The following is a 13,867-nucleotide window of genomic DNA, read 5'->3' on the forward strand; positions in this document are numbered from 1 at the left end:
TTCACGCCGCCCTCCCGCCAGAGCGGGAAGGCGGATCTTTTAGTCCCAACTCCTCCTCCAACACATCTGATGGCTGCTGTCGTATCCGCCAAGCTCGTCAAGGAACTCCGCGACAAGACCGGCGCTGGAATGATGGACTGCAAGAAAGCCCTTGCAGCAACCGATGGTGATGCCGACAAAGCCGTTGAATGGCTTCGTCAGAAAGGGATCGCCAGTGCGGAAAAGAAATCAGGTCGCACTGCCGCTGAAGGTGCCATCGGCAGTTACATCCATACCGGTGCCCGTGTTGGTGTGCTGATCGAAATCAACTGTGAAACCGATTTCGTCGCGCGTGGCGACATGTTCCAGGAATTACTCCGCGATGTCTCCATGCAGGTCGCTGCCTGTCCAGGTGTTGAGTACGTCACCACTGACGAGATTCCCGCTGAAATCCGTGAGCGTGAGAAATCAATCGAGATGGGTCGCGATGACCTTGAAGGCAAGCCAGAGCAGATGAAGGAAAAGATTGTTGAGGGTCGCATCAACAAGCGTCTCAAGGAACTGGCCCTGATGGAACAGCCCTTCATCAAGGACAGCTCTCTGACCGTTGCCGAGCTTGTGAAACAGACTGCGGGCAAGATCGGCGAAAACGTCAAAGTGCGTCGATTCACCCGCTACACCCTCGGTGAAGGCATTGAGATCGAAGAGTCAGACTTCGCCGCTGAAGTTGCCTCCATGTCGAAAGGCTGATCTTGACTGGATTGCCTGGGAGTCGCCACGCGCATGATCCAGGCGTGCAGCTTGCACGTCTGGAAGAACGTTGTCACTCTCTGGCTCCGCATCTCTACAGAGAGCAGGCCCAGTATCTGGAACGGGTGAGACGGATTCTGCCCACCGCTGTCAAAGCGGCGATCCGCCACCTGCTCTGTTCTCTTTCCACTTTGCAGCGCGCCTCGCTTTCAGACCGACAGGCCGTGTTGCAGCAGCGCATTGACGCACTTGTTCAGCGTGCGTCATCGATGATCACGATCGAGCAGCTGCTGGTTCTGGCCCTTCGCCTTCAGGATGAGGAGAGGCGCTCTCGCATTCAGCAGTTTCAGACCCTCGCAAACCGTGGCTCCGGCAGAGAGGACCCGTCTGAGAGTGAGACTCCACCTCCCGGAATTGAGCTGGGACTGGATCTTCCGCTGGAACGCTCTGATCTGCTGGAAGGCTTGTTCCCGGTGAATTCGCCCCCCGCGGATGATAGTTCTGTTGATCATTCCGAAGCGACGGACTCTTCGTCACTGACGTCAGCAGACCAAGGTTCCGAGATGTCCGAGCTGGAGATTCTGCGCTCGCTGTTCGTGATGGCCGGTGAATCACTGGATCAGGGCGAGTCTTCCCAGGAGTTGCCGAACCGCCTGGAAACGGCCGTTTTCGATCCGCACCAGGCGGCTCAATCAAGTGATCAGCTGATGCCTGCGACAGCCAGCGGCCTGTTGAGTTGGATGGATTCACTGGATTCCGCCCTGATCCGCAGGCTGCGCAATGTCTCCCACGCCGTGAATGTTGAGCTGATGCGGGCAGGGGTCACGCGCAGCCTGCTTCCCATTCAGCTGCTGGATGCGGTGAACGCTGGTCAGCTGCCATCCCACTCGGCGCCCTCCAATGTGCTGAAGCTGACGCTGCCTCTGGCGATGGTCGTGGATGATCAGGCGATGGACACTGCCTGCGTCCTGCTGCGTCCGTCAGAGCTTGAGTTCGATGACCATGCACTGAGACGCGGTCGCAGCAGGATTCGACTGCAACGTCGTGAACTAAGCACTTTGCTGCAGAAGGAGCGACACTGGCAGCATCGCGCCAGTGTCCGAGAGGTTCAGAACGATTGGTGGCCCAACCAGCCGGAGACTCCTCCACTCAGTTGAACGCCGGTCTGGACCATCAGGCCCTCGAGCGATTTCGGTTGTGGATCCGACCTCTGCAGCAGGCGTTGTCACTCGAGGTGGATCGTGGGTTCAGCAATCTTCAGGGCCGCAATGAGCGCTTTCACAGCTTCATGCAGCGCGAGCTTGCAACTCCTCCGCAGATTCCTTTGCCGGAGGATGTTCGACCTCGACTTCAGTCTCTGGCGGAGGGATTCGCCGAGTATGCCTCTCTGGATGATTCAGCCCGCCGCCGACAGGTCACGGTGCTGCGGCAGTGGCTTCATGCCCTGCGCCAGCGTCTGGAGCCATCCGCGCCAATGGCCCCACCGCGTCTGAAGGTTGCCCAACGATCCTCGTCGTCCGCTGCATCAACTTCCGCGGCATCCTCTCTCAACAGTCCTCTGGCTCAGGTGAAAGGCATCGGGCCGAAACTTGCAGAACGCCTGGCCAGCCTTGGGCTGCTGCTGGTCCGCGACCTGATCCTTCACTACCCCAGGGACTACGTCGATTATTCGGCTCTTCGACGCATTGATGCCCTGGTGCCGGGTGAAACCGCCACGATCGTGGCCACGGTGCGACGCTGCCATGGCTTCACCAGTCCCCGTAATCCCAACCTTTCGATCATCGAGCTGCAGCTGCAGGATCCGACTGGCCGGATCAAGGTGACCCGTTTCCTGGCCGGCAAGCGGTTCAGCAATCCTTCCTACCTGCATGGCCAGACCCGCCAGTACCCCAACGGCGCCACGGTGGCCGTCAGTGGTCTTGTCAAAAGCGGGCCTTATGGAATCAGTTTTCAGGACCCACTGATTGAGGTGATGGAGAGTGCTCAGGCACCATTGCGATCCAGCCGCATCGGTCGGCTTCTTCCCGTTTATCCCCTCACGGAGGGCCTGACTGCGGATCGATTCCGCTCTCTGATTGATCGTGTTCTGCCATCGGTGCAGCTCTGGCCGGAGCCTCTTCCCAGGGTCCGCCGCGAGGCTCGCCAGCTGCTCAGTCGCGACAAGGCATTGGTGGCGATACACCGACCTGAGTCCTCCGAGCAACTACAGCAGGCTCGGCATCGGCTCGTGTTTGATGAGTTTCTGCTCCTGCAGCTCGGTCTGATGCAACGCCGCGCCGCGTTGAAGCAGCGCTCAGCACCTCTCCTGAGCAGCGGCAGCGCAGCAGATCGCAATGGTTTGCTGGGTCGGTTTCTCACCATGCTGCCGTTTGAATTCACAGCAGCGCAGCAGCGGGTGTTCGCGGAGATCGAGGCGGATCTGAATCGGCAGGAACCAATGGCTCGACTGGTCCAGGGGGATGTGGGCAGCGGCAAGACGGTCGTTGCCGTTGCAGCTCTGTTGAAGGCCATTCAGGCCGGATGGCAGGGGGCAATGATGGCTCCCACTGAGGTGCTTGCCGAGCAGCACTACCGCAGTCTCTGCGGCTGGATGCCGACGCTGCATGTCACAGTCGAACTGTTGACGGGGTCGACACCTCAGAAGCATCGGCGCCGCATCCTTGCTGACGTTGCTTCCGGTGCTTGCAAGATTCTGGTTGGAACCCATGCTCTGCTGGAAGACCCTGTGGCCTTCGGTCGGCTGGGGCTGGTGGTGGTCGACGAACAGCATCGGTTCGGCGTACGTCAGCGCAATCGCTTGCTCGGCAAAGGCCTTCAGCCGCATCTGCTCACCATGACGGCCACGCCGATTCCCCGGACCCTGGCGCTCTCTCTGCATGGCGATCTGGATGTGAGTCAGATCGATGAATTGCCGCCTGGACGCACACCGATCCGTACCGCCATGATCACCGGCTCGAATCGTGATGAGGCCTACGACCTGATCCGATCGGAAGTGGAGAAAGGCCAACGGGCGTATGTGGTGCTGCCACTCGTGGAGGAGTCCGAAAAGATGGATCTGCGTTCGGCTGTGGATGTGCACCGACAGCTGGCCGACGAGGTGTTTCCCGATCTGCAGGTGGGTCTGCTGCATGGGCGTCTTGCCAGTGCGGACAAACAGGCTGTGATCAGAGCCTTCGCAGCAGGCGAGACCGACGTGCTGGTTTCGACCACCGTTGTGGAAGTGGGCGTTGATGTGCCTGAGGCCAGTGTGATGGTCATCGACCATGCCGATCGGTTCGGCCTTGCGCAGCTTCATCAGTTGCGCGGGCGCGTCGGGCGAGGCGCCGCGGCCTCCCACTGTCTGCTGATCAACGACAGCCGCAACCCTCTCGCCCGTCAGCGCCTGGAGGTGCTGGTGCGTTCCAATGATGGTTTTGAAATCGCTGAGATGGACCTGCGACTGCGCGGCCCTGGTCAGGTGCTTGGCACCCGCCAGTCAGGTCTGCCGGATCTGGCTCTCGCCAGCCTCGCCGATGATGGCTCGGTTCTGGAGGAGGCGCGCGAAGAGGCGGCTGACATCCTGCGTGAGGATCCTGAGCTCAGGGATCACCTCATTCTCAGCCGGCTTCTCGATGAGCAGCGCAGCCGGGTGACATCGGCGGCTCAGCTCAACTGAATCGCAGCAGCCGGCGGGTGTGACACCCCATACGATGGCTTGTCTGCCTCCTCAGATCGGATGCGTCGTCCCTGGAGCGATGTGGTGATCGATGACTGTGGTGAACCGCTTGTCCCGCTCAAGCCTTTCTTTCTGTGCCTTGAGCCCCATCCCTATGCCCGTGTGGGCGCACCTTACGGGGAGAATGCCGATCCCTATCGGCTGCGTTCAGGTGTTCTGAAGCGTCTTGTTGCGGCGCAATCCCTTCTCTGCGCTTGCAGAGACCCTGAGGTCGGTGAACTGCAGCTCGCGATCTTCGATGCCTGGAGACCGATCCGTGTGCAGGCTTTCATGGTGAACCACTCCATCAGGGAGCAGTGCCGTTCGCTCGGTTTTGAACCATCAGATCCGCTGATGCAGGCGGCTCTTGAGCAGGTCAGGAAAGATGTGGCGCGATTCTGGGCTCCACCGAGTCCTGATCCCTGCACCCCACCGCCTCACAGCACCGGCGCTGCTGTTGATCTCACTTTCGCGGACAGCTTCGGAGCAGTGTTGGAGATGGGAGGTGACATCGATGCAATCGGGGATCAGTCCATTCCTGATCACCATGCCGAAGAGGCTGAGTCGAATCCCGACAGCGAAGCTGCCCTCTGGCACGGGCGTCGATGTCTGCTCAACGAGGTGATGACCAAGGCTGGTTTTGCCAGACATCCGAATGAATGGTGGCATTTCAGCCACGGCGACCAGCTCTGGGCATGGAAAGGCCAGAGAGATGGGGCGATCTACGCCTCCGTTCCCAGGAGTTGTTGAACCAACTCGTCACCGAGTCGGTTGACATGAGCTCCGAAACTGCGCCGGACACCGCACTGTTTCCAGTTGATCAGAAGAGGCTCGAGCGTTGATTCCAGTTGATCAAGGGGCATTTTCTGCAGGAAAGGCCTGGCGAGTACCTGAAGGTTCGGGGTTCCGCCCAGCCAGAGCTGGTACTGATTCAGGCCACTGCCCACCAGCGCCAGTTCAGCCATGTAGGGCCGCGCGCATCCATTCGGACATCCAGTCATGCGCACCAGCACCGACTGATTGATTCCCAGCTTCTGCAGCAACGCATCCAGACGGTCGAGAACGTCGGGGAGAATTCTTTCGGCCTCGGTGATCGCCAGCCCGCATGTCGGCAGCGCGGGGCAGGCAATTGCGTGGCGTGCCAGGGGTGCTGGTTCTCCGGGAAGTTCAAATCCAAGTTCGGCGAGTTCACCCTTGATCGAAGTCTTCTGGGCGGTCCCGATGTTGCAGAGCAGCAGATCCTGATTGGCCGTCAGCCGCACCTCAAGCTGGTAGGTCTGCACAATTCTGCGCAGCCCCTTCTTGATTGCACCCTCCAGTCGACCGCACATCATCGGAAGTCCGACAAACCACAGCCCTTTCTTCTGACGGTGCCATCCCAGATAGTCCTGGAGCTTGGCGACCGGTTCCTGGCGGATGCCCTTCAGTTCACCTCTGAAGTAGTTCTTGCGCAGTGTTGATCTGAACCAGGAGATCCCCCGCTGATGCAGCAGGTATTTCATGCGGGCGTGCTTGCGGACTTCCCGGTCGCCATGGTCCCGTTGCAGGGCCATGATCGCCTGCAGCAGATCAAAGATCTCCTCAGCCTTGACGTAGCCGAGCACATCGGCCGTTCTTGCGAAGGTGTCCTCCTGGTTATGGGTTCGCCCCATCCCGCCGCCGACGTAGACATTGCAGCCTTTCAGGGCTCCTGAGGCATCCGCGAAGGCCACAAGACCGATGTCCTGGGTCAGCAGATCAACGGAATTGTCACCAGGCACGGTGACCGCAACCTTGAATTTGCGAGGCAGGTAGGTGTCGCCATAGAGCGGTTCTGCTCCGCTGCCGGAAAAGACACCACCCTTCTGCTGGCGGGTGCGCGCCTTTCGCACCGTTGTGGCTGGCTGGAAGCGATAGCTGTGGTCGCCGTCAATCCACATGTCGAGGTAGGACCCCTCAGCGGCTTCAGGGCTGAGCAGATCAGCGATCTGATCAGCTAGTGCCCTCGCTGCTGGGTAGGCACCCTTTTCAAACGGTGCCGGGGGTGCCATCACGTTGCGGTTGATATCACCGCAGGCGGCCAGGGTTGAGCCCAGGTTGGTGATGATTGTTCCGATCACGGTCTTCAGATCACCTTTCGGCACCCCGTGCATCTGAAAGGCCTGACGAGTCGTGGCCCGCAGCGTGCCGTCGCCATAGCGATCAGAAAGGTCATCGAGCGCTGCGAACAGATCAGCCGGCACCCGACCGCCAGGATTGCGCAGTCGCAGCATCATCTGCCAGCAGCGCACCTTGTCCGTTTTGCGCAGTTCGCGGTGGTTCTGCTGATAGCTGCCGTGAAACTTCAGCAGCTGAACGGCATCCTCACTGAAACGAATGTCGTCGTTCAGCAGTTCGGACTGCAGCGGTTCGCGCAGGTGACCGCTGTACAGCTTTCTTTTCTCAGCTTTCGACAGGGCCGTGTCAATGGACTCCGTGCGCGCTGCAGGCCCATCCAGCACAGGAGACACGATGGCCTCAGGCGCATTGGAGGTCGCTGTCAGTCCGTCGCTCACGCGTGCATCGTTGTTGCATTTGAAACTAGCGAAGCGGCGTCTCATAAAGTCGCCACCTGTATTGGCACGTTGAGTGGCAAACACGTTTCTGCTCGAGATCGGCACCGAGGAATTACCGGCCGATTTCGTGCGCTCAGCGCTTCAGCAGCTGGAGCGGCGTGTCCGCACGGATCTGAAGGAGCTGCGTCTCGACCACGGACACCTCTCCGTGACTGGAACACCACGTCGTTTGCTTGTTCAGATCAGCGATCTCATCGATTCACAGCCTGATCTGGAGGAGGATCGCAAGGGCCCCCCGGTGTCCCAGGCGCTGGTTGAAGGCCAGCCAGGCCCTGCCGCCATCGGTTTCGCGAAGCGTTGCGGTGTGGATCCTGCGCAGCTCGAAAGCCGTGACACACCCAAGGGCCCCTGTCTGTTTGCTCGGGTCTGCACCCCGGGTCAGCGGAGCTCCGTACTGTTGCAGGACTTCATCCCCCAGTGGATCGACTGTCTTCAGGGCCGTCGATTCATGCGCTGGGGAAGTGGAGAGCAGCGTTTCAGTCGGCCTGTGCGTTGGCTTGTCGCGTTGCTGGGTGAGGACCTTATCCCTGTGACGCTCCATTGCTCCGACCCCATCGTGCGCAGTGGTCGTCAGAGTCGCGGCCATCGTCTTCACGACTCGCTCGCTCAGTTGAACTCTGCGGATGAACTTCCGGGACTTCTGGCAGAGGCAGGTGTGATGGTGGATCGCGATCAGCGTTCCGAACTCATCCGCCGTTCCATTGCTGCTGAGGCAGTTGCCTGCGGAGGCGAGGCCGACTGTCCGGACAGTCTGTTTCAGGAGCTTGTGGACCTGGTGGAGGCCCCTCTTGTGCTGAAGGGCGAAATCGCAGATCGATATCTGGATCTGCCGCCGGAAGTGATTGTCACGGTGATGCAGTCGCATCAGCGCTATGTGCCGCTCAGGCAACCAAAGGCCACTGCTGATCCTCTCCAGCTCGAGGCCCGCAATGTGTTGCGTTCGGATTTCCTGCTCGTGGGCAATGGATTGCAGGATGCTTCCGAAACAATTGTCAGCGGGAATCAGCGTGTGCTCAGCGCCCGCCTGGCGGATGCGGAGTTTTTCCTCAATGTTGACCGGCGTCAGCCCAGTGAGCAGCGACGCGAGGAGCTCGATCGCGTCACCTTCGCCGAAGGTCTCGGCAGCCTCCTCGATCGCACCGAGAGGATCAGCTGGATGCTGGATCAGCTTGTTCAGCTGCTTCGGTCCAGCGACTCGCTGGCGGAGCACGCTCGCCGTGCGGCGCGTCTCTGCAAAAACGACCTTGTCAGTCAGATGGTGGGTGAATTCCCTGAGCTCCAGGGTCTGATGGGCGGCAAATATCTGCTCGAGGAGGGTGAGCACCGTGATGTTGCCTTGGCAGTGGCTGAGCACTATCAACCCGCTGGTGCGGGAGACGCGCCCCCCTGCAGCGATGCCGGTGCCCTGCTTGCACTGGCCGAGCGCCTTGAGCTTCTGCTCAGTATTTTCTCCAAGGGTCAGCGCCCGACGGGCTCTTCCGACCCCTACGCGCTTCGCCGAGCCGGCAACGGGATCGTTCAGATCCTCTGGGACAGGGGCTGGCGTCTGCCACTGCAGACTCTGCTGGCCAGGGCTTCATCACACTGGTCAGGTTTATTTCCCGCATTTCAGTTCGACCCCGCGTCCCTCGCGGAGGATCTGGGCCAGCTGTTGTGCCAGAGGATGGTGTCTCAGTTCGAAGAGGACGGCTTTCCAGCCGACCTTGTGCAGGCCGTGAGCGGAGCGGGTGTCAGCAGTTCACGTCTGCTGGAGGATCCGGTTGATGCGCGTGTGAGGCTTCTGCTGCTTCGGGATCTGCGGACAGGCGGTCGTCTTCAGGCCGTTCAGGCTGTGGTTCAACGAGCCTCAAAACTTGCTGAGAAAGGCAACCTCGACACCACTCAGCTGGATGCGGAGCCAGTGATCGACGCTTCGTTGTTCGATTCCCCCAGTGAAACTGATCTGCTCAAGCAGTTACAGACCCTCAGCCCGCTTGCGCAGGCCTGTGATTATGAAGGTCTGGCTTCAGAACTTCAGGGTGCAGCCCGAGCCCTTGAAGCCTTCTTCGACGGTGAGAACAGTGTGATGGTGATGACTGACAACGATGCTGTCAGGCGCAACCGTCTGAATCTGCTGGGCGTATTGCGCAATCAGGCTTCGGTTTTGGCGCGTTTTGAGAACATCCAGGCGTGAACGATGGATTGAGCTCAGCAGCTGATGGAGTCAGCTGCTGGTGACTTTTGAGCGCTCTTCACTGCTTGAAGTGGAGTCTTCGCCGGACTGCGATTTGATCGCCTGGGCCGCTTCCTCAGCCAGGAAGTCACCATCGGAGCGTCCTACAGCTGATGGCACGGACCCGTAGTTGGATGGAGCAAGGGCCTGACCTCGCAACAGGCTTCCAACAGTTCGAAGGGTGAGTTTGACCTGTTGCCAGGGATTCATCATCACCACTCGCTTGTACAGATAGCTGTCAAAGGTGAGTTTCTGCACATCACGGTCATCGCACATCTCCACGAAGGCTTCCCTGGCGGCATCGTTCCGGTAGAAAATCCTCTGGAGAATGTCGAGCACCGCATACGTGGCGCCGTACTTCCGGTCCCAGCGCTTCAGGTAGGTCGACTTGATCTGCTTCTCAGTGGGAATTCGGCTTCCATTCGCTGAGATCTCCACGATGGCTTCCGCACACATCCGCCCACTCTTGGCAGCGAAGTAAATCCCCTCGCCGGAGCTCTTGGTGACATAGCCCGCGGCATCGCCCACCAGTGCCATACGACCCACGACGCGTCTTGGACGGGGGTGTTCGGGGATGGGATGGGCTTCGACCTTGATGACCTCCCCTTTGAACAAACGTTTGCGCGCACGTTCACGGATTCCTTTCTGCAGGCCTTTGATCAGCGACTGGTTCTGCTGCATCGTTCCTGTACCCACAGCCACGTGGTCGAACTTGGGGAAGACCCATGCATAGAAGTCAGGGGAGACATCGGTGCCGACATACATCTCGGCGAGATCCTCGTAGTAGGTCATCTCCTCAGCAGGAAGCTTGATGCGTTCCTGGAAAGCGATGGCCACGTTGTAATCGCCGGCATCCATGGCCTTGGCAACGCGGGAATTGGCACCGTCCGCGCCAATGATCAGATCCACTTCAAGGGTTTTCATCTCTCCTGTGGGACCGCCGTCACTGAAGTCGGCGTAATGCAGGGTGTAGGGCCCCTGTCGATTGGTACCGGTGTCAATCCTCTGTACGAGCGCGTTCACGAGTGTCGCTCCGAGATCGGCGGAGCGGTTGCGCAGAAAGGCGTCGAAAACCTCGCGTCGACACATGCCGATGTAGGCATCGTTGTCGTAGCCAAGCGGATCAAGCCTGATGTCCACCTCCTTGTTGGAGGGGGAAATCATCTTCATATTGCGGACTTTTCGATCAATGATCGATTCGGGCAGCTCGAATTCCTCAACCATGCAGAGGGGGATGGCGCCTCCGCATGGCTTGGCGTTGTCGAGTTTGCGTTCGAACAACCATGTGCTGATGCCGGCTTTTGCTAGCACTTCGGCCGCGCATGATCCGCTCGGACCTCCTCCGATGACGGCAACTCTCAGCATCTCAGCACACTCCGCTGGACTATAAATCGAAGTTACACCGCGAACTGTTCTTTCGCTGCCAGCACTGGCGCACCCCCTTACGATCGAAACAACTTTGAAGTGTTCTTTTGTCCCGGGCTGTCGTCACCCGCAGCAGGAAGCGTGACAGCAGCCGCGATGACATCCCCATCGCACGCCGCAGACGTTCTTCCCAACCCAGGCGGGGGAGTGGGTTGGGGCTTCTGCTCAGCTGCGGAGCTCTGTTCTCTCTGTCTCTCGCGGCAGTTCTGTTCGTTCCGGAACTTCTTCCTGATCGGACCAGAATCCAGGTGATTGAGGGCATTGACGAACAGCCTGGTCAGGATGGCCGCCTCCTGGGCCATTTCCCCTACCCGGAGGCCCTTGTGGATCAACTGGTGCCGGTGGAGGCTGGCATTGAATTGCATCGAGATGCAGCACTGTCCCTCGATGCGATGCGTCGGGCGGCCGCAGCTGATGGGGTTGACCTGAGATTGCTGAGCGGTTATCGCTCTCAGGAGCTGCAGAAAAGTATTTTTTTCGACGTCAAATCCGAGCGCAATCAAACAGCTGCGGAGCGCGCCAAGGTGTCGGCTCCTCCTGGTTATTCCGAACACAGCACCGGCTATGCGGTCGATCTCGGAGATGGGGCCGATCCGGCAACGAATCTGTCCGCTGCGTTTGAGCGAACCGCCGCTTTCAGCTGGCTTCAGGATCATGCCGCCAGCTATCACTTCACCCTCTCCTTTCCTGCCGTGAATTCGCAGGGTGTCAGTTACGAGCCGTGGCACTGGCGTTTTGAAGGGTCAGCGGATGCCTTGCGCAGGTTCGAGCCTGCACGCCGACTCGCTAATGGCGGCTGATCGACTTCAATGTCTCTGACTGCAACGCCGCTGATCGCTCTGTTGATCAGGCCAGGTGATTTGCACCGCTGAGCGGATTCTGATCCGCTTCTTTCTTGAGCCAGACCGTCCACATCGACCCGAAACGATCTCACGTTGAGATAAGGTGCGTTGTCTGCGCCTGCGGGCGTCCAGAGACATTCCGCCCCCTACTGACCCTATGAGCGCCCAGCAAAAGGCGATTCGCAACATCGCGATCATCGCCCACGTTGACCATGGAAAAACGACCCTGGTCGACTCACTGCTGGCCCAGTCAGGCATTTTCCGTGACAACGAGGCAGTTCCCACCTGCGTCATGGATTCCAACGACCTGGAACGTGAGCGCGGAATCACCATTCTTTCCAAAAACACGGCTGTCACTTACAACGACACCCGCATCAATATTGTTGACACCCCTGGTCATGCTGATTTCGGCGGTGAGGTTGAGCGGGTGCTCGGCATGGTGGACGGTTGCCTTCTGATCGTTGATGCCAATGAAGGTCCCATGCCTCAGACCCGTTTTGTGCTGAAAAAAGCGCTGGAGCAGGGTCTGCGTCCCATCGTGTTCGTCAACAAGATCGACCGTGCTCGGGTTGATCCTGAGACGGCTGTCGACAAGGTGCTGGATCTGTTTCTGGAGCTGGGCGCCGACGATGACCAATGTGATTTCCCCTATCTGTTCGGAAGTGGCCTCGGAGGTTTCGCCAAGCCAGACATGAAAACCGAGAGCGACACCATGCGTCCGCTCTTCGATGCGATCCTCCGCCATGTTCCGCCCCCGGTCGGGGATGCCACCAAGCCTCTGCAGCTTCAGATCACCACCCTCGATTATTCCGATTTCCTTGGACGGATCATCATCGGCCGTGTGCACAACGGTGTGATCAAGCAGGGGCAGAATGCCGTTCTGATCAAGGATGACGGCAACCTCAAGAAGGGCCGGATCAGCAAACTGCTCGGTTTTGAAGGTCTGCAGCGCGTTGAAATCGCTGAAGCGAGTGCCGGTGATCTGGTGGCCGTGGCCGGTTTCGACGAGGTCAACATCGGCGAAACGATCGCCTGTCCGGATGAACCCAAGGCACTGCCTTTGATCAAGGTTGATGAGCCGACCCTGCAGATGACCTTCGTGGTCAACGACTCACCCTTCGCCGGAAAGGAAGGCAAGTTCGTGACCAGCCGTCAGGTGCGCGACCGTCTCCAGCGAGAACTGCTCACCAACGTGGCCCTGCGGGTTGAAGACACGGATTCTCCCGATCGTTTTGCAGTGAGTGGTCGCGGTGAACTTCACCTAGGCATCCTCATTGAAACCATGCGTCGCGAAGGGTACGAATTCCAGGTGTCTCAGCCTCAGGTGATTTTCAGGACCATCGATGGCACACCCTGCGAGCCTGTCGAGACTTTGGTGATGGACGTGCCCGAAGCCGCTGTTGGCAGCTGTATCGAAAAGCTGGGAACCCGCAAGGCTGAAATGCAGAACATGGAAACCAGTTCCGATGGTCGCACCCAACTGGAATTCGTGGTGCCCTCCCGTGGCCTGATCGGTTTCCGCGGTGAATTCATCCGCGCCACCCGCGGTGAAGGAATCATGAGCCATTCCTTCTTTGAATATCGGCCGATGACGGGTGAATTCGATACCCGCCGCAACGGCGTGCTGATCGCATTCGAAGAGGGCACCGCCACCTTCTACGCCCTCAAGAACGCCGAAGATCGCGGTCAGTTCTTCATCGCTCCTGGAACCAAGGTCTACAAGGGCATGATCATCGGCGAGAACAATCGCCCTCAGGATCTCGAGATCAATGTCTGCAAGTCGAAGCAGCTCACCAACATGCGATCCGCTGGTGCTGAGGAGCTCGACACCCTTCAGGCTCCCGTGCAGATGACCCTGGAGCGCGCGCTCGAATACATCGGCCCAGGCGAAATGCTTGAAGTGACTCCTGAGTCGATTCGCTTGCGCAAACTGCCTGCGAAGAAGATGGCCAAACGTTGAGCGCGGTCGACGATCCCCGTTTCCCCGAGGCTCTTGAACTGTTCAATTCCGGAGCCTGGTACGAAGCACATGATGCTTTCGAAGAGATCTGGCATGAGCAGATCGATCCCGAGCGAAAGCTGATTCAGGCGTTCGTTCAGATCGCTGTGGCTCATGTTCACCTTGAACGCGGCAACACCAACGGTGCAACCATCCTTCTTGGTGAGGGTATAGGGCGACTTCGCCCTTCTTTGCCCAGTGCTCTGGGGCTTGATCTCACAGCGTTGCACACGGCTGTGGCCGACCGTCTGGATGCCCTCCAGTCCGGCTCTGACCCGGAGGTCCTACCGCCACCGCGGCTGCTTGCTGCTGAGTGATTCGTGGGACCATGGCTCATCCCTTTCACCGCGCCACGACCGATCGTGTTTCCAT

10 protein-coding genes are annotated in these 13,867 nt (G+C 59.2%); 8 read left to right on the forward strand and 2 right to left on the reverse strand.

The window, feature by feature from the left end:
• The first annotated feature begins 69 nt into the window (after positions 1-69).
• The 4 genes from tsf to SIB83_RS15090 are packed head-to-tail and all read left to right on the forward strand — an operon-like array spanning position 70 to position 5,173.
• Complete coding sequence (tsf, locus tag SIB83_RS15075; protein ID WP_413402455.1) at positions 70-729, forward strand: translation elongation factor Ts; 660 nt, start codon at positions 70-72, stop codon at positions 727-729.
• A gap of 44 nt (positions 730-773) precedes the next feature.
• On the forward strand, positions 774-1,886 hold the full coding sequence (locus SIB83_RS15080) for a hypothetical protein (protein ID WP_413746316.1): 1,113 nt from the start codon (positions 774-776) through the stop codon (positions 1,884-1,886).
• Entirely contained in the window at positions 1,847-4,384 is a 2,538-nt protein-coding gene (recG, locus tag SIB83_RS15085) for an ATP-dependent DNA helicase RecG (protein ID WP_413746317.1), read from the forward strand. Before SIB83_RS15080 ends, recG begins: the two co-directional genes overlap by 40 nt.
• A 60-nt stretch (positions 4,385-4,444) precedes the next feature.
• On the forward strand, positions 4,445-5,173 hold the full coding sequence (locus SIB83_RS15090) for a M15 family metallopeptidase (RefSeq protein ID WP_413406411.1): 729 nt from the start codon (positions 4,445-4,447) through the stop codon (positions 5,171-5,173).
• Here SIB83_RS15090 and SIB83_RS15095 read toward each other — a convergent pair.
• Positions 5,146-6,903: an NADPH-dependent assimilatory sulfite reductase hemoprotein subunit gene (locus SIB83_RS15095; protein ID WP_413406413.1), complete on the reverse strand. Its 1,758-nt coding sequence runs from the start codon at positions 6,901-6,903 to the stop codon at positions 5,146-5,148. The genes SIB83_RS15090 and SIB83_RS15095 overlap by 28 nt on opposite strands.
• A 127-nt stretch (positions 6,904-7,030) precedes the next feature.
• Here SIB83_RS15095 and glyS point away from each other — a divergent pair, with 127 nt between their 5' ends.
• On the forward strand, positions 7,031-9,190 hold the full coding sequence (gene glyS / locus SIB83_RS15100; RefSeq protein WP_413746318.1) for a glycine--tRNA ligase subunit beta: 2,160 nt from the start codon (positions 7,031-7,033) through the stop codon (positions 9,188-9,190).
• A 30-nt stretch (positions 9,191-9,220) separates the two neighbouring features.
• Here the strand turns inward: glyS and chlP are convergent, their stop codons facing one another.
• Complete coding sequence (gene chlP, locus SIB83_RS15105; protein WP_413402462.1) at positions 9,221-10,594, reverse strand: geranylgeranyl reductase; 1,374 nt, start codon at positions 10,592-10,594, stop codon at positions 9,221-9,223.
• A 107-nt stretch (positions 10,595-10,701) separates the two neighbouring features.
• Here chlP and SIB83_RS15110 point away from each other — a divergent pair, with 107 nt between their 5' ends.
• The 3 genes from SIB83_RS15110 to SIB83_RS15120 all read left to right on the forward strand — a co-directional run bounded on the left by SIB83_RS15110 (position 10,702) and on the right by SIB83_RS15120 (position 13,812).
• A complete protein-coding gene (locus tag SIB83_RS15110) occupies positions 10,702-11,454 on the forward strand; it encodes a M15 family metallopeptidase (RefSeq protein WP_413402463.1) in 753 nt (250 codons plus the stop codon).
• A gap of 199 nt (positions 11,455-11,653) precedes the next feature.
• A complete protein-coding gene (typA, locus tag SIB83_RS15115; RefSeq protein ID WP_413402465.1) occupies positions 11,654-13,456 on the forward strand; it encodes a GTP-binding protein TypA/BipA in 1,803 nt (600 codons plus the stop codon).
• Positions 13,453-13,812 carry a DUF309 domain-containing protein gene (locus SIB83_RS15120; RefSeq protein WP_413402467.1) on the forward strand — a complete coding sequence of 120 codons (360 nt, stop codon included), beginning with the start codon at positions 13,453-13,455 and terminating at the stop codon, positions 13,810-13,812. The genes typA and SIB83_RS15120 overlap by 4 nt, the downstream gene beginning before the upstream one ends.
• Positions 13,813-13,867 lie beyond the last annotated feature (55 nt).

The sequence above is a fragment of the Synechococcus sp. MIT S9507 genome, from assembly GCF_047304715.1.
GTDB lineage: Bacteria > Cyanobacteriota > Cyanobacteriia > PCC-6307 > Cyanobiaceae > Synechococcus_C.

What these genes read in the sequence shown, in the direction of transcription:
- SIB83_RS15090 (WP_413406411.1), top strand. Translation starts at nt 4,445, where the DNA reads ATGCGTCGTCCCTGGAGCGATGTGGTGATCGATGACTGTGGTGAACCG.
- chlP (WP_413402462.1), bottom strand. Translation starts at nt 10,594, where the DNA reads ATGCTGAGAGTTGCCGTCATCGGAGGAGGTCCGAGCGGATCATGCGCG.
- typA (WP_413402465.1), top strand. Translation starts at nt 11,654, where the DNA reads ATGAGCGCCCAGCAAAAGGCGATTCGCAACATCGCGATCATCGCCCAC.
- tsf (WP_413402455.1), top strand. Translation starts at nt 70, where the DNA reads ATGGCTGCTGTCGTATCCGCCAAGCTCGTCAAGGAACTCCGCGACAAG.